The 14889-nt window shown below is 62.2% G+C and carries 17 protein-coding genes; 8 read left to right on the forward strand and 9 right to left on the reverse strand.

Translation table 11 applies throughout. The annotated features are described in order from the left end of the window. Position 1: 1 nt before the first annotated feature. From BKP54_RS23625 to BKP54_RS23640, 4 genes are all read right to left on the reverse strand, one after another. Positions 2–1102, reverse strand: a complete 1101-nt coding sequence (locus BKP54_RS23625; protein WP_025428175.1) for an ABC transporter ATP-binding protein — start codon at positions 1100–1102, stop codon at positions 2–4. Beyond that, complete coding sequence (locus tag BKP54_RS23630) at positions 1099–1890, reverse strand: ABC transporter permease (RefSeq protein ID WP_025428176.1); 792 nt, start codon at positions 1888–1890, stop codon at positions 1099–1101. The genes BKP54_RS23625 and BKP54_RS23630 overlap by 4 nt, the downstream gene beginning before the upstream one ends. Next, on the reverse strand, positions 1890–2753 hold the full coding sequence (locus tag BKP54_RS23635) for an ABC transporter permease (protein WP_025428177.1): 864 nt from the start codon (positions 2751–2753) through the stop codon (positions 1890–1892). Before BKP54_RS23635 ends, BKP54_RS23630 begins: the two co-directional genes overlap by 1 nt. Before the next feature lie 112 nt (positions 2754–2865). Next, positions 2866–3963 carry an extracellular solute-binding protein gene (locus tag BKP54_RS23640; protein WP_107028053.1) on the reverse strand — a complete coding sequence of 366 codons (1098 nt, stop codon included), beginning with the start codon at positions 3961–3963 and terminating at the stop codon, positions 2866–2868. Between the two features lie 113 nt (positions 3964–4076). Between BKP54_RS23640 and BKP54_RS23645 the strand changes: the two genes are divergently transcribed. Together BKP54_RS23645 and BKP54_RS23650 are read left to right on the forward strand one after the other, a co-directional pair. Then, positions 4077–4694: a TetR/AcrR family transcriptional regulator gene (locus tag BKP54_RS23645; protein ID WP_025428179.1), complete on the forward strand. Its 618-nt coding sequence runs from the start codon at positions 4077–4079 to the stop codon at positions 4692–4694. A gap of 46 nt (positions 4695–4740) precedes the next feature. Further along, positions 4741–5133 (forward strand): nuclear transport factor 2 family protein, encoded by a 393-nt coding sequence (locus BKP54_RS23650; RefSeq protein ID WP_025428180.1) that lies wholly within the window; start codon positions 4741–4743, stop codon positions 5131–5133. A 16-nt stretch (positions 5134–5149) separates the two neighbouring features. Here the strand turns inward: BKP54_RS23650 and BKP54_RS36135 are convergent, their stop codons facing one another. The 4 genes from BKP54_RS36135 to BKP54_RS23665 all read right to left on the reverse strand — a co-directional run bounded on the left by BKP54_RS36135 (position 5150) and on the right by BKP54_RS23665 (position 9404). Beyond that, positions 5150–5299 (reverse strand): hypothetical protein, encoded by a 150-nt coding sequence (locus BKP54_RS36135; RefSeq protein ID WP_025428181.1) that lies wholly within the window; start codon positions 5297–5299, stop codon positions 5150–5152. A 133-nt stretch (positions 5300–5432) separates the two neighbouring features. Next, positions 5433–6347, reverse strand: coding sequence for a transglutaminase family protein (locus BKP54_RS23655; RefSeq protein WP_057206544.1), 915 nt, complete (start codon positions 6345–6347; stop codon positions 5433–5435). Between the two features lie 379 nt (positions 6348–6726). Further along, on the reverse strand, positions 6727–8040 hold the full coding sequence (locus tag BKP54_RS23660) for an FAD-binding oxidoreductase (RefSeq protein ID WP_025428183.1): 1314 nt from the start codon (positions 8038–8040) through the stop codon (positions 6727–6729). Further along, entirely contained in the window at positions 8037–9404 is a 1368-nt protein-coding gene (locus BKP54_RS23665; protein WP_025428184.1) for a glutamine synthetase family protein, read from the reverse strand. The genes BKP54_RS23660 and BKP54_RS23665 overlap by 4 nt, the downstream gene beginning before the upstream one ends. Before the next feature lie 122 nt (positions 9405–9526). On the opposite strand from BKP54_RS23665, the gene BKP54_RS23670 reads away from it, so the two are divergent. From BKP54_RS23670 to BKP54_RS37355, 4 genes are all read left to right on the forward strand, one after another. After that, complete coding sequence (locus BKP54_RS23670; protein WP_025428185.1) at positions 9527–10219, forward strand: GntR family transcriptional regulator; 693 nt, start codon at positions 9527–9529, stop codon at positions 10217–10219. A 192-nt stretch (positions 10220–10411) separates the two neighbouring features. Beyond that, a complete protein-coding gene (locus tag BKP54_RS23675; protein WP_198956869.1) occupies positions 10412–11098 on the forward strand; it encodes an XRE family transcriptional regulator in 687 nt (228 codons plus the stop codon). A 228-nt stretch (positions 11099–11326) separates the two neighbouring features. Continuing rightward, positions 11327–12175: a M24 family metallopeptidase gene (locus tag BKP54_RS23680; protein WP_348626757.1), complete on the forward strand. Its 849-nt coding sequence runs from the start codon at positions 11327–11329 to the stop codon at positions 12173–12175. Next, on the forward strand, positions 12088–12429 hold the full coding sequence (locus BKP54_RS37355) for a M24 family metallopeptidase (protein ID WP_348626758.1): 342 nt from the start codon (positions 12088–12090) through the stop codon (positions 12427–12429). The genes BKP54_RS23680 and BKP54_RS37355 overlap by 88 nt, the downstream gene beginning before the upstream one ends. A 168-nt stretch (positions 12430–12597) precedes the next feature. On the opposite strand, the gene BKP54_RS35345 is transcribed toward BKP54_RS37355, so the two are convergent. Continuing rightward, positions 12598–12852, reverse strand: a complete 255-nt coding sequence (locus BKP54_RS35345) for a hypothetical protein (protein ID WP_025428188.1) — start codon at positions 12850–12852, stop codon at positions 12598–12600. Between the two features lie 145 nt (positions 12853–12997). Here BKP54_RS35345 and BKP54_RS23690 point away from each other — a divergent pair, with 145 nt between their 5' ends. Both BKP54_RS23690 and BKP54_RS23695 read left to right on the forward strand, forming a co-directional pair. After that, on the forward strand, positions 12998–13714 hold the full coding sequence (locus BKP54_RS23690; protein WP_025428189.1) for a FadR/GntR family transcriptional regulator: 717 nt from the start codon (positions 12998–13000) through the stop codon (positions 13712–13714). Beyond that, entirely contained in the window at positions 13711–14883 is a 1173-nt protein-coding gene (locus tag BKP54_RS23695; protein WP_025428190.1) for a PLP-dependent transferase, read from the forward strand. Before BKP54_RS23690 ends, BKP54_RS23695 begins: the two co-directional genes overlap by 4 nt. Positions 14884–14889: the final 6 nt, after the last annotated feature.

The raw sequence follows: 14889 nt of genomic DNA on the forward strand, positions 1-14889 counted from the left end.
GCTACAGGGTTCCGCTTGCCGCCGGCAAGGCTACGACGTCGGCAGCCCGCACCGCAAGGGGGACGATCTCGCCGTCGCGCACGTCGGAGGATTGCGGCAGATGCGCCACCAACGCATCGCCGTCGGTTGCGCAAGGCTTGAGGTGGCAACGGTAGTGCGTACCGAAGAAGGCGCTGCCGGCGACCCGCGCATCGCCGAGCGCGAACATCGGACCGTCCGATTTGTCGTTCCCGCGAAAATGCTCCGGCCGAATGGTGAGCGTGATCGCGTCGCCGGCCCTGGGCGCTCTCGCAGTAAAATTGGCGGCGGGAAGCGCCAAGTTGCCGAGCGAGGTTTCAACCTCGGCCGACGAAGCGTCGGCGGCCTTGATCCGGCCGGGAACAAAATTGACCTCGCCCATGAAGCCCGCCGAAAACAGCGATCGTGGCCGCATATAGATCTGCGATGGCGGACCGAAATCCTCGATTCGCCCCTGGTTCATGACGACGATCCGGTCGGCGATCGCCATCGCCTCTTCCTGGTCGTGGGTCACATGCACGAAGGTGGTGCCGACCCGCTTCTGGATCGCCTTCAGCTCATCCTGCATCTGGCGGCGAAGCTTCAGGTCCAGAGCGCCCAAGGGTTCGTCAAGCAGCAGCACTTCGGGATCGACGGCAAGCGCGCGGGCAAGTGCAACGCGCTGACGCTGGCCGCCGGAAAGCTCGTGCGGCCGTTTGCCGGCGGACGCCTTGAGACCGACGAGGTCGAGGAAGCCGAGCGCCTTTTCGTCCCGCTCGGCCTTGCCGAGACCGCGCATCCGGAGCCCGAAGCCGACATTGTCGACGAGCCGCATATGCGGGAAGAGCGCATAGTCCTGAAACATCGTCGTGGTCGGGCGTTTGGCCGGCGTGACGAAGGTCATGTCGCGATCGCCGATGACGACGCGCCCGGAGCTTGGCGACAGGAACCCGCCGAGAATGGAAAGAAGCGTGGTCTTGCCGCAGCCCGAGGGCCCAAGCAGCACGATGAACTCCCCTGCCCGGATGTCGAGCGAGACCCTGTCCAGCGCCGTGAAGTGGCCGAACGTCTTGCTGACGTTTTCGATCGAGACGGGAGCGGTCATTGTTTCTTCGTCCTTCCGAACAGGGAAAACTCGAGGATCAGCAGCAGCGCCACCGAGGCGAGAAAGACCAGCGAGCCGATCGCATTGGTCTTGGGATTGAGGCCAGAGCGCAGCATGCTCCAGATCTCGACGGGCAGGGTCACGTCGAAACGCGACAGCAGGAAGGCGATGATGAACTCGTCCCAGCTGAAGGTCACCGACAGGAAGAAGGCGGCGAGGATCGAAGGCATCAGCATCGGCGCGGTCACCAGCGCCATGACCTTGAAATCATTGGCGCCAAGATCGCGCGCCGCCCGCTCGATGTTGATCTGGTGGTCACCCATCGCGGCATAGATGATCGCAAAGCAGAGCGGCAGGTTGATCACCACGTGACCGATGCCGACCGTCAACAACGAGAGCGGCATGTGCAGCGCATTGAGAAGCGCCAGCAGTCCGAGCGCGATGATCAGATAGCTGACCGTCATCGGCGCGATCAGCAGGCCCCTTTGCAAGGCCGAGCCCGGCAGCCTGTAGCGCGCCAGCGAATAGGCGGCGAGAAAGCCGAGCACGCAGGAGACCAAGGACGAGGAGATGGCGACCAGCATCGAATTGCCGAGTGCTGCCATCAGCTTGCGGTCGACGAAAACAGCCTCGTACCATTGGGTGGAAAAGCCGTTGAACGGCGGCACCGGCAGGCGCCCGTCCTGGAAGGAAAACAGCACGAGCACCGCGACCGGAAGGAAGATGAAGGCGTAGACGAGAGCGAGATAGGCCCAGGACACACCGCCAATGAAAATTCTGCGCAGCATCAGGCCCTCTCGATCTTCAGCCAACGGGCACACAGCACATAGGCGACGGTGACGGCCAGCATGAGGATGATCGACAGCGCCGCTGCCATCGGGAAATCGGCGCGCCGGCCGAGCTGCAGCATGATGATCTGCGGCAGCACCAGCTCGTTGTTGCCGCCGAGGATCTGCGGCGTGACATAGTCGCCAATGCAGAGCACGAAGGTGAGAAATGCGCCGGTCATGATGCCGGGCAAAGTCAACGGCAGCACCACATGCCAGAAGGTCTGGAAGGCGTTGGCGCCAAGGTCGGCGGCCGCGCGGCGATAGTTCGGCGAGAGCTGGATCAGGTTCGAATAGATTGTCAGCGTCAAAAGCATGACGAAGAAGTGGACGAAACCGATCACCGTCGCCGTGCGCGTGCTGGCGATCGCGAGCGGCTCGGAGATCAGCCCGACGCCCGTCAGTATCTGATTGATGACGCCGTTTTTCGACAGCACGAGCAACCATGAGTAAGAGCGGACGACATAGGAGGTCCAGAACGGCAGGATCGCCAGGATCAGCGCCATGCGCTGAAACCGTTTCGGCACGCGCTCGGCAATGATCCAGGCGAGCGGGTAGGCAAGCAGCACCGAAAGGACCGTGACGATAACCGTGATTTCGAGCGAATTGACCAGGCCCTGCAACAGCGCGTTCTCGGAGAAGAAGCGCAGATAGTTGTCGAGATTCCAGACGCGGACGATCTCCCGTCCCTCGCGCTTCCAGAGGCTCATCGCCGCCATGAACAGGAAAGGCACAACGAAGAAGGCGAACGTCCACAAAAGTGCCGGCGCAGCAAAACCCCAGGCTTTCCGGCGGTCGGCATCTTCGAGAGTTGTCGCGGTCATGAAAGCTCCAGATCTGAGCGCCCACCAGACAAGGATGGTGGCCGCAGTTCACCGTCCCACCGGACGGTGGGGCGGCGATCGGCTGCAGGATTGGCGAACGCCGTTCGGGGCGTTACTGCTGCAGCATTTCCGTCCAGGCATCCTGGAACTGCTGATCCAGTTCGGTGGACGGGATCGGATAGAGCTGCGTCTTCTTCAGGTATTCGGCCTGCTCGTTGAACCGCAGCGCCGCCTTCTGCTGGTCTGTCAGGTGCTCGCCGGCCTTGCTGTTTGCCGGCATCGCCCAGTAGCAGGAGGATGTCGCAAGCCGTGCCTGGCCTTCGGGGCTGACGATGTACTGCACGAATTTCAGCGCCAGATCCTGCTTGGTCGAATCCTTCATCACGCCAATCGACTGCGCCCAGCGCACCGCCCCCTGCTCCGGGATCGTCCAGTCGAGATTGGGCTTGTCGGCCGACAGCACCGCGGTGATCCACTCGCCGCCACCGACCAGGATATCGACCTCGCCGGTTGCCAGCGCCGTCTGGGAGGACACGACATCGCTGACCTGCTTGGAAACCGCACGCATTGCCGCCAGCTTTTCCTTGATCGCCGGCATGTCCGCCTCGGTTAGCTCTGCGGTCTTCTTGCCGAGCCCGAGACCGACGAGGCCGATCATCGGCAGGTAGTAGTCGTAGAGCGCGATGCGCCCCTTGTACTTGTCCGACCAGATCACCGAGAGATCCTGCATGTCCTTCGGATCGACCTTGGACTTGTCGTAGGAGATGGTGTTGTAGCCGAACTTTTCCGTGACGGCATAAGTCTTGCCGTCCTTGGTGTTGTTGGCCTCCATCCGGACTTCGGGGAAGAGGTCTGATGTCGGCAAGGCATCGGCCGGCATTTCGGCGAGCAGATCGAGATCGATGGCGCGGTGAACATCGACGCCGTCGATGACGAGGACGTCCCAGTCGCCCGGACGGGACTGGTCGAGGATCGAGAGCGCGGCACCGGTGCCTTCATAGACCTTCAGGTTGACCTTGACGTCGTTGGCCTTTTCGAACGGCTCGACCAGGGCCGGATCCGTGTGGTCGCACCAGACGAGCGCATTGAGTTCTTCGGTCGCGAAAGCCGGTGCCGGAACCGAGACAAGCGAAGCGGCGACGATCGCGCCTGCAGCGACCGAGGAGAAAAATCGGCGCAGGTGCGCGCCGTCATGAACTGACTGCATCATGCTGTTGCCCTCTTGTTTGACGCTCGTTTCGGCGTCTTCAAAAAAAGATTGAATGAATTCATTTTTTAAGTCAATCTCAAATTTGAAGACATTCAGAATTCAAGGAAATCCACATGACAGGGTTGCGCGCACGGCAGAAAGCCGACCGGAACAGACGTATCCTGGACGCCGCCGCTCAGTTGTTTCGCGAGGTCGGCTACGACAGCGCCCGCATCGAGGACATCGCCGAACGGGCCGAAGTGTCGGTCGGCACCTTCTACAATTACTATGAAAACAAGGGCGACATCCTGGTCGCCACGGTGTCGATGGAAGTGGAGGAAGTTCTCGCCGCCGGGCGCACCATCGTCGACAATCCCCCCTCCTCCGTCGAAGGCGCGCTGGAGGCCCTGATCGGTCAATATTACGATCACTCGCTCGTCTATCTCAGCAAGGAGATGTGGCGCACTGCGATGGCGATTTCGATCCAGCAGCCGGAGAGCCCCTTCAGCAAGCGCTATACCGAGCTCGACCGCCGGCTTTGCGACCAGGTGTCGACGCTCATCCACAAGCTGCAGGTGAAGGGCCTCGTCGCCCCCGGAACCGACATTCGCGCCGTCGGCGAGATGCTGTTCAACAATCTCAATCTAATGTTCATCGAATTCGCGAAGCACGAGGCGATGCCGCTCGATGAGCTCAAGGCGCGTGTCAGCAGACAGAACCGGCCGCTCGCAACGCTGATCGCGGCGCCATGATCCAACCCGGACAATGAAGCCAACTCTCACAATAAAGAGCGTATCGATGCAAGACTTGGAACAGTCGGTGCTTGCCGCCGCCGATCGGCTCGTCGCAGCCTTTGCCCGCCATGATGCCGCCGCCTACTTTTCAGCCTTCGCGCCGAATGCGACCTTCATCTTCCACAATCTCGATCGACCCCTGCGCAGCCGGGCAGAATATGAGGCGGAATGGGCGTTGTGGGAGACCCGCGACAGCTTCCGCGTCCGAGGCTGCCAGTCCAGCGATCGGCATGTGCAAATGATCGGCAACGTTGCCGTCTTCACGCATGGCGTTCGAACCGAACTTGAGATCGGCGGTGAAGCACTGACGTCGCAGGAAAGAGAAACGATCGTGTTTGAACGGGATGGGGCCGGAACCTGGCTGGCGGTCCACGAGCATCTGTCGCGCGCCGGATAGCAGTCCCGAAACGCGTTTAGAGGGCACCGATGACGACGGCGGAAACGAAGCAGAAGGCAGCGACAAAGGCGATCGCGTGCGGAAACAGGGTGATGGGTGAGCGGCGCGGCGGGGCTGCAGCGTAGGACGCATATCGGGACTGGATTGTCGGCTTCGCAGCGTTCATCGCGTCTCTCCGTCGTTCAGGCCGGGAACTTGGCCGTTAATAGCCATGTTCTCCGATATTCTCGATTGAGTTTATAGATATTAATTTCTCGATTCCACCCCAAAAGTAAAAAATCGTCCGCCAGGCGGCGCCTTCAGTGGCGATCACGGTCGCGTTCCTGCACATGTCGCGACCAGCTTTCGCTGAACCATGGCGTCAAAAGCGACACATTGGCATCGCGATGAGAGCGGGTGAGACCGCCATCGGCTTCGACGCAGGTCCAAACCGTAAACCCCGTCAGCTCGTGTTTTCCAAAGGTCTGGATCAGCGGAATGTCAGCGGCGTCGCGGCCCCGGGCAACGGCAATGCGCCCCGCACGGCGCGCATTGTTCTTGGCGTCGAACGTGTACCAGCGATCGCCGAGAAAGACATCGAACCAGGCATTGAAGTCCATCGGCGCCACTCTGTTCTCGGTTTCAAGGTCGGCCATGTAGCCGTTGACGTAGCGCGCCGGCATGTTCATGCAGCGGCAAAATGCGATGGCAAGGTGCGCATAGTCACGGCTGACGCCGAGGCGATCCTCGTGGGCTTCGAGCGCCGTGCGCATCGCCTGGGCGTAGCCGTAGCTGAACACCAGGCGCGCATGCACATAGTCGCAGATCGCCTGCACCCGCGGCCAACCGGGCGCCACCTCCCCGAAAAGCCTCCAGGCAAGCGCGCCCAGCCGATCGGTTTCGCAATAGCGGCTGGCGGCCAGATAGGGCAGCGTGTTCGGTGGAAGCTTCTCGACGGGCACGGCCTGCGCCTGCGGATCGGAAACGTCAGGCCGGCCGTCGTCTTCGATGACGGCATCATAGCTGAGCTTGAAGTCCCCTTCCGGCGCGATCATGCGCAGGCACGCATTGCGGTGCGGGTCGACAATCTCCTCCATCTTGACGATCGGCGAGGTTACGGGGCCACGTTCGCGCCGGATGTCAGGGCGCTTTTCGCTGGCGACGGAAAGATAAGTCATCATCGGTGTCGGCTGGGGGCAGCGGATGCCGATCTCATAGCCAAAGCGCACGAACATCTCCAACCTCCCTCGTTCGGCAGGAATGTTTCGCGAACCCTTTTGTTCCCGGGATCGACGGTGAAATGGCGCTACCGTCGCCAATTGTGAACTCACGCAAAGAGAAACACCCGGCCGCTTCGATCCGGGTACGAATGGAGGGCACACGAACCACGGCGAGGCGCCGTAGCGCACCCCTTAGTCGCCCCAGAACGACGGCACTTGGCGGCATTCCTGCCCGTCTTCCTGCCCGGTCGATTTTATGCCCGAACGCGGCAGGCGACAACCGCATTCGGCGAGCCGTCCGGCGCCGCAGGAACACGGCACCGCCGGGTTTTCCGGCTTTTCAGACGGGTCGCATTGCCGTGCGGAAAGGTGGCCCGAGTGGTGCGTTCCCGCCCTACCAGCCAACGACATCCTTGAACGAATACCACCAGGAGCCGATCGTCGAATACTGCGCACGGAACATTCGCCCGCCCGGGAACGGGTACCAGGGCAGTTTCTCGAACATGTCGAAGCGCGTTGCGTCACCGTCGATCGCCTCGGCAAGCGTGCGCCCGAAAAGATGCGATCCCGTCACGCCATGGCCGCTATAGCCGTGAGCGAAATAGATATTGGCACCGATGCGGCCCATCTGCGGCACGCGGGTAAACGAGAGCGCGAAGTTGCCGCTCCAGGCATAGTCGATCTTCACGCCTTTCAGCTTCGGGAAGACCTTTTCCAGATTGGGCTTGAGCTTGGCCACGACGTCCGCCGGGTCGGTGCCGCCATAGACCGTACCGCCGCCGAAGATCATGCGCTTGTCCGCCGACAGTCTGAAATAATCGAGGATGTATCGCACGTCCTCGACGCACATGTCGCTGGGGATCAGCGAATGGGCGAGCTCCTCGCCGAGCGGCGCGGTGGTGATCATCTGGGTGGAAACAGGCATCACGCGCGAGACGAGCTTCGGCACCGCATCGCCGAGATAGGCATTGCCGCAGAGAACAACGATCCGCGCCGTGACTTCGCCACCGGCGGTATAGACCGTCGGCCTTGCCGCCTCATGGTCGACCCGCGTGACCGGTGACTGTTCGTAGATCGTGCCGCCAAGGCTTTCCAAGGCGCGCGCTTCGCCGAGCACCAGATTGAGCGGATGCATGTGGCCGCCCGTCGTATCCAGCATGCCGCCGCAATAGGCGTCGGAATTCACCAGCTTGCTGAGCGCGTCGCGGTCGAGAAGCTGATGATCGTCCATGCCGTACTTGCGCCAGAGCGCCTGCTTGGCTTCCAGTTCCTTCATGTGCGCCGGGGTGTAGGCCGCATAGATGTTGCCCGGCTTCAGATTGCAGTCGATCTGATACTGGCTGACGAGCCGGCGGATGATCTTGCCGCCCTCCTGCACCAGCCCGCCGACGAAGCGGGCTGCGTCCTCGCCGTAGCGGCGCTGGATGGTCGCAAGGCTGGCGTTGAGACCGTTGACGACCTGGCCGCCATTGCGCCCCGATGCGCCCCAGCCGACCTGCGCGCCCTCGACGACGACGACCTTGTAGCCTTTCTCGGCGAGATGGATTGCCGTCGACAGACCGGAATAGCCGGCGCCGACGACACAGACATCCGTCTCGACGCGCCCTTTGAGCGAAACCGGCGTGCGGATGATGTTGCGGGAGGAGGCGTAGTAGCTCGTGGGATAGCTGCCGTCGCCGGCATAGGATTTTTGGTTTCTCGACATCACACGATTTCCAGGTAAGCGCTGAATTCATAGTCCGTCACCTGCTCGGCAAAGCCGGCGATCTCCTGCCTCTTGCAGGCGATCAGCATCGAGCGCAGCGTCGGATCGAAGATCTCGGCGGCAATCGGCCCTGCCTCGAAGGCATCGACCGCCTGCCCCCAATCGGCGGGAATTTTGGGCAGTTTCTCCGCCGTATAGGCCCGGCCCGTCACCGGCGCCGAGGGTTTCCATTTGTTGCGGATACCGACGAGAGCCGCGCCGAGGATCGCGGCGATGACGAGATAGGGGTTAGCGTCAGCGCCGGCCACCCGGTGCTCGATGCGGCGCGCTGCCGGATTGCCGCCGGGGATGCGGATCGCCGATGTCCGGTTTTCATAGCCCCAGCACACGGCCGTCGGCGCGTGCGTATCCGGCCGCAGTCGACGGTAGGAATTGAAATGCGGCGCAAACATAAGCGTCGTTTCCGGCATGCCGCGCAAAAGGCCCGCGACGGCATTCTTGAGGACCGCCGACCCTTCGTCGCTGCCGTCGTTGAAGACATTGTTGCCATCAGCGTCGAGCAGGCTGAAATGGATGTGCATGCCGTTGCCCGAGCGGGTGCCATAGGGCTTGGCCATGAAGGTCGCCGCCAGCCCGTGTTTGCGGGCGACGCCCTTGACGATGCGCTTGAAGAAGATCGCGTCATCAGCCGCCTTCAAGGGATCGTCGGTGTGCAGCAGGTTGATCTCGAACTGGCCGATGCCATTCTCGGCGATCGCCGCATCCGCCGGCACGTTCTGGCGGGCACATTCCTTGTAGACGTCGGAGAAGAACTCGCCGAAATCGTCGAGTTCGTCGATCGACAGGATCGCATCGGAATCGAGCCGCTTGCCGGTATAGGGCGAAATCGGAGGCACGGCGCTGTCGGGCTCAGGGTCGATCAGATAGAATTCCATTTCGGTCGCGACCACGGGGCGCAACCCCAACTCCTGATACTCGCGTACGATCGCCGCCAGCGCCTGGCGCGGATCGGCGAGGAACGGCTTGCCGTCCTCGAGCAGCAGCCACAGCGGCACCAGAGCACTTGGCCGCGAGGTCCAGTTGACCGGCAACGCGCCGCGCCCGGTAACGGCGCAGATACCGTCCCTATCGCCGCTAGCAAACACCTGCTCGCTGTTGATGATGTCTTCGCCCCAGACGTCGACGCCGACGATCGACAGCGGCATGCGGATGCCGCCCCCCAGCACCTTGGAGGCCTGCTCCACGGGTACACGCTTGCCGCGCATGATACCGTTCAGGTCGCAGACCACGGCCTGGATGCTTTCGATAGGGCCGTTCTGCTCCAGCCAGGCCTTGAAGGCGCTCGGGTCTTCCGCGTCGAGGGACATATCGCAAATCTCATTTTGTGATCACATTTGCAGAAAGTTGACATAATTTAGAAGTTGGAGTCAACCTCGACGGATGTTATCAGCCCGCGATCATTCCCGCGTGGCAGAAGGAGCCTGCTGATTTGAAGACCCCATCGCTGCCTCTTCTCGACCGGCCAGAGGGCATGACCACGCATGACTATGCCTTTGCCAGGCTTCGCCAGGCGATCATGGTCGGCAGCTTCCGCCCCGGCACTTCGGTCACGATCAGGGGGCTTGCCGAAGCGCTGGAGAGCAGCCCGACGCCGGTGCGCGAGGCCCTGCGGCAGCTCACTTCCATCGGCGCTCTGCAATTCCTTGAAAACCGCCGCATCGTCGTGCCGCGCATCACGCCCGCCCGTTTCGAAGAGCTGATATCGCTTCGCATCGCGCTCGAGAGCCATGCCGCGCGCCGAGCCGTCGCCCATCTTTCGGAGCGGCAGATCGAACGAATCTCAGCGATCGACGACAGCATCGAGGACGAAATCCAACGCGGCGACCAGGTGGCGGCGCTGATCGCCAACCAGGCCTTCCACCGGACGATCTACACCGCCAATCCGGACCAGATCGTCATGCCGCTGATCGAAAGCGTCTGGCTGCAACTGGGTCCGATCCTCGGCATCGCCATGGAGCATGTGAGCGAACTCTATGTCGTCGACCGCCATCGCGAGGCGATCGACGCCTTGCGCCGCCGCGACGAGGATGCCGTTGCCGATGCCATTGCAGCCGATATTCGCGAGGGTATCGGCGGCTTCGACCAGCAGGCCGTCGCGCGCCTGCTGAAGCTTGCAGCCTGACATTAAACCAACGCCATCAACTGAAATTTTAGTGTGGCTAAAATTTTCATTGACAAGCCGCGATCGCCGCAGCAAAGTTCAGGAAATACAAGTGCATAGCCCTGAAATCCTAGCGATTTCCGGGCGTGTATGTCTGTACCCACGCAGGAGATCTTCCCTTGGGGGAGGATGTGGGATGAGGGGGATTTCACAGTGGATTCGCAGTCTCGGCCGGGTGATCCGGCATCGGAGCTTCCTTCGCTCGGCGATCGGCTGCGCGAGCGGCGCAAGGCCCTGAAGCTGACGCTCAAGGAAGTTGCCGATCGGGCCGATTTCTCTGTGGGCTTCATCTCCCAGATCGAGCGCGGCATCACCGTGCCGTCGCTGACGTCGCTGGTCGCGGTCTGTCGGGTGCTGAAGGTCGAGGTCGGGACATTCCTCAATTCGCCGAGGGTGGCAACGCCATTTACCCGCCACGATCAGCGCCGCGCCTATGCGCTCGCTGGGTCGCCCGACAACAACATATCCTATGAACGCCTGTCGGCTTCCTTTCCCGGCAGCGTTCTGCGCAGCACCGTGGTGCACACACCGCCCGGCCACCGCAGCGAAGCCATGACCCACGAGGGCGAAGAGATGTTCTTCGTTCTCCAGGGCGCACTGACGATCGAGATTGATGGCGAAGAGACGGTGCTGGAAACGGGCGATTCCGCACATTTCCTGTCGGGTCTGACCCACCTCACCTGGAACCACACCAGCGAACCGACGGTGATCCTGCACACCTGCACGATGGATGTCTTCGGCGACGCGCAGGCAATGGAGACGCCGGAAGGCGCATTCGCGGTAACACGCGCCGAGGACCGTCGCAGTGCCTCGGCAAGCCCCGGCAAGGGCGCCGGATAGGATCGCCCTACAGCGCCGCGCGTCTAATTAGACGCGTAAAGGTCGCTGTAGCGCTTTGAATTGCTGCATGCGCAAACGCGTCAGCAATTGCGCCCATCAGATCACCAGCCTTTCGTCTGGACGCCTGCGTCTAGCGACCGCCGCGCGTCGATCGACGCCCGAACACGAGAGCGACGCGCGGCCCCTCACCTCACCCACAACCCTGCCGGAACCAGAACTGGAAACGCCATGAAAGAACAGACGAAAGCACGCCTTGCCGCCCTGCGGACCAAGATGAACGAAACCGGCAGCGGGCTGGTGGCACTCGCCCCCGGATCGCACATGGATTGGTTGATCGGCTATCATCCGCATCCCGACGAACGCCCCTGCCTGCTGCTGATCGGCCCGCAGAAGGAAGCCTTCCTGATGCCGGCGCTCAATGCCGAGGGCACCCGCGAACATACGGATATCGATTTCTACAACTGGTCCGATGCCGAAGGACCAGTTGAGGCTCTGACTTTGGCGCTTGCCGGGATCGGCGCGGAAAAGCCCGGCCGCGTGGTGATCGACGAGACCATGCGCGCCGATTTCGCGCTGCTGCTCATCGACAATCTGCCCGAGGACACTGCCCGCGACTTTACACCTGAGACGCTCGGTGCCCTGCGCATGCGCAAGGACAGGAGCGAATACGAGCTGCTGAAGATGAATGCCGGCATCGCCGATCGCGCCATGCAGGCGGCCTTCGCCAAGATCCGCCCCGGCATGACCGAGAAGGAACTGGCCGCAGAAATCCGCTCGCACTTCTTATCCGAAGGTGCGGCACCGGCCTTCTGGATTGTCGGCGCCGGCGGCAACGGCGCTTTCCCACATCATTCCGCCAGCGAACGGGTCATTGCCGAAGGCGACGCCGTCGTTATCGACATCGGCGGCCGCAAGCAGGGCTTCCCGAGCGACATCACCCGCATGGCGATCGTCGCCGCGCACCGGAAGGTTACGGCCAGATCCACACGATCGTCGAGCGGGCCGTTCAGGCAGCGCTCAAGGCGGCTCGTCCAGGCGTTCTCGCCAAGACCGTGGACGATGCAGCACGCAAGGTGATCGCGGACGCCGGCTACGGCGAATATTTCGTCCACCGCACAGGTCACGGCATGGGCATCGACGGCCACGAGCCACCCTACATCACGGCAACGTCGGAAACGGTTCTGGAGGAAGGCATGGTCTTCTCGATCGAACCCGGCATCTACCTGCCCGGTCGCTTCGGCATCCGGCTCGAGGATATCGTCATCCTGCGCGCGGACGGGCCGGAAGTGCTGTCGTCGCTGCCGCGCGACGCCCATATCGCGCAAATCTGATACGGAATTTTGGGGCGCCCTCGGGCGCCACTTTTCTTTGTCCCTGCCACACACTGGCCGCTACAGCGCCGCGCGTCTTATTAGACGCGCAAAGGTCGCTGTAGCACTTTGAATTACTGCATGTTTTTATCCTTAAATCGAATACGGTTTAAGGAAACATGCAGTAGGCTATTGCGCGTAAGTCTTCTTGCGGCCGTCGGATTTGCCGCTGGCAGGCTGGTTCTGCGGCCGTTGCTGATAGACCGGTTCCCGCCTCCACTCTGGCGGCCAGATCCAGAGATAGCTGCCATAGGGCGCGCGCTTGATGCCCTGGTAATACTCGCCCTTGCCCGTGCGCATCTGCGCCTCGGCACCGCTCGTAGCAGTGCCGGCAGCGATTGCGATCGCCGCCAGGGCCACGAGCAGACGTCCTGTTTTCTTCATCTTCGAACTCCTTGCTTCGCCATATCACTCCGTGCGGAGTGCCGGGTCAACCGACGCGTGTTTATAAGTTCCTGCTTGACGACTTCCCGTGCCTTGGTCATATTGATCAGATGTCAGACCAATTTGGCGCCGAGGGGGAGGCTGAATGACTGAACAAGCAAGAGCAGCGCTTCTGCCACTGCCGCCCGCCGACCGGGCGCAACAGGTCATTGCCGCGCTCGCCGATTACATCCAACAATCTGGCCTGAAAGCCGGCGATCGCCTACCGGCGGAGCGCGAACTGATGATGGCGCTTGCCGTCGGGCGCTCGACCGTGCGCGAAGTCATCCGCCATTTCCAGGCGCTCGGCGTCGTCGAAGCGCGCAAGGGCAGCGGCACCTATCTGCTGCGCGCCATCTCGGCCGGCACCGTGCATATGCCGCTGACGCTCGACGCCGGGCATCTTCGCGACGTGCTTTTGATGACGCTCGAGGTCCGCCGCGGCATTGAAGTCGAAGCCAATATGGTCGCAGCGCGCCGACGCACCGACGCAGACCTTGAGATCATCGAAGTGAAGCTCAATGAGATGGAGCGGGTGCACATCGCCAAGGGCACCTCAGGCCCGGAAGACCTCGCCTTCCACCTGGCGATATACGACGCCACCCACAATCCCTTGTTCCGGCAGTTGCTCGAACAGATGCGGGAAGCCTTCGAACGCTTCTGGGAAGAGCCCTTCGACCGTTCGGATTTCGCCCGCCGTTCCTTCCCATTCCACCGCACCCTCTTCAACGCGATCGCGGCAAAGGATCCCGATACCGCGCGCGAAGAAACGCTGAAAATCCTCGCAATCGTCGAGGAAGACATCAAGGAAATGTCCAAATGAACAACGGCTTCGATCCGTTCGACCACGCCTCTTTGATCGTCGCGCACGACGAGGGCAATGCCTTTGACGCCGTCGTGCCGCCGATCGTCCAGACCTCGCTGTTCACCTTCAAGGACTATGACGACATGGTCGCGACCTACAAGGGCGAACGCGTGCGGCCGATCTACACCCGCGGCCTCAACCCGACGGTGCGCATGTTCGAGGAGATGCTGGCGAAACTGGAAGGGGCAGAGGACGCGATCGGCTTTGCCAGCGGCATGGCGGCAATCTCCTCCACCGTGATGTCCTTCGTCGAGCCCGGCGACCGCATCGTCGCCGTCAACCATGTCTATCCCGACGCTTTCCGGCTCTTCGGCACCCATCTGAAGCGCATGAAGGTCGAGGTGACCTATGTCGACGGCCGCGATGAGGAGGCCGTCGCCAGGGCTCTGCCCGGCGCCAAGCTCTTCTACATGGAAAGCCCGACAAGCTGGGTCATGGACACCCATGACGTGGCAGCACTGGCAAAACTCGCAAAACAGCAGGGCATCCTCACCGCCATCGACAACAGCTGGGCGAGCCCGATCTTCCAGCAGCCGATTTCGCTCGGCGTCGATCTGGTCATCCATTCGGCCTCGAAATATCTCGGCGGGCACAGCGACGTGGTCGCAGGCGTCGTCGCCGGCTCGAAGGACCTGATTGGCCGCATCCGTTCGGAAGCCTACCCCTATCTCGGCGGCAAGCTCTCGCCCTTCGATGCCTGGCTCCTGATCCGCGGTCTTCGCACCCTGCCGATCCGCATGAAGGCGCACGAGCGTTCGGCGCTGACGGTAGCGCAGCGCCTGCAGGCCCATCCGCTGGTCGAGACCGTCTGCCATCCCGGCCTTGGCAACACCTTGCCGCCGGGCCTGTCCGGCACATCGGGTCTCTTCTCTTTCATCTTCCGCGACGGCGTCGATGTCAGACGCTTCGCCGACCACCTCGACCTGTTCAAGCTCGGCGTTTCCTGGGGCGGACACGAAAGCCTGATCGTGCCGGGCGAAGTCGTGCTGTCACAGAAAGCCCAGCCCAATTCCGCGGCCGCCTTCGGCATCTCACCGCGGTCCGTACGGCTCCATGTCGGCCTGGAGGGAACGGAGGCCCTCTGGAGCGATCTTGAAGCGGCGATGTCTGCCGCTTCGTCAGGCTGACAGGAG

It is taken from the genome of Ensifer sp. 1H6 (assembly GCF_001976035.1).
In the GTDB taxonomy this organism is placed as follows: Bacteria; Pseudomonadota; Alphaproteobacteria; order Rhizobiales; family Rhizobiaceae; genus Ensifer; species Ensifer canadensis.

Excerpts from the sequence above, each read along its gene's own strand:
- BKP54_RS23625 (WP_025428175.1), bottom strand. The coding sequence starts at position 1,102 with ATGACCGCTCCCGTCTCGATCGAAAACGTCAGCAAGACGTTCGGCCAC.
- BKP54_RS23630 (WP_025428176.1), bottom strand. The coding sequence starts at position 1,890 with ATGCTGCGCAGAATTTTCATTGGCGGTGTGTCCTGGGCCTATCTCGCT.
- BKP54_RS23635 (WP_025428177.1), bottom strand. The coding sequence starts at position 2,753 with ATGACCGCGACAACTCTCGAAGATGCCGACCGCCGGAAAGCCTGGGGT.
- BKP54_RS23640 (WP_107028053.1), bottom strand. The coding sequence starts at position 3,963 with ATGATGCAGTCAGTTCATGACGGCGCGCACCTGCGCCGATTTTTCTCC.
- BKP54_RS23645 (WP_025428179.1), top strand. The coding sequence starts at position 4,077 with ATGACAGGGTTGCGCGCACGGCAGAAAGCCGACCGGAACAGACGTATC.
- BKP54_RS23650 (WP_025428180.1), top strand. The coding sequence starts at position 4,741 with ATGCAAGACTTGGAACAGTCGGTGCTTGCCGCCGCCGATCGGCTCGTC.
- BKP54_RS36135 (WP_025428181.1), bottom strand. The coding sequence starts at position 5,299 with ATGAACGCTGCGAAGCCGACAATCCAGTCCCGATATGCGTCCTACGCT.
- BKP54_RS23655 (WP_057206544.1), bottom strand. The coding sequence starts at position 6,347 with ATGTTCGTGCGCTTTGGCTATGAGATCGGCATCCGCTGCCCCCAGCCG.
- BKP54_RS23665 (WP_025428184.1), bottom strand. The coding sequence starts at position 9,404 with ATGTCCCTCGACGCGGAAGACCCGAGCGCCTTCAAGGCCTGGCTGGAG.
- BKP54_RS23680 (WP_348626757.1), top strand. The coding sequence starts at position 11,327 with ATGAAAGAACAGACGAAAGCACGCCTTGCCGCCCTGCGGACCAAGATG.
- BKP54_RS35345 (WP_025428188.1), bottom strand. The coding sequence starts at position 12,852 with ATGAAGAAAACAGGACGTCTGCTCGTGGCCCTGGCGGCGATCGCAATC.
- BKP54_RS23690 (WP_025428189.1), top strand. The coding sequence starts at position 12,998 with ATGACTGAACAAGCAAGAGCAGCGCTTCTGCCACTGCCGCCCGCCGAC.
- BKP54_RS23695 (WP_025428190.1), top strand. The coding sequence starts at position 13,711 with ATGAACAACGGCTTCGATCCGTTCGACCACGCCTCTTTGATCGTCGCG.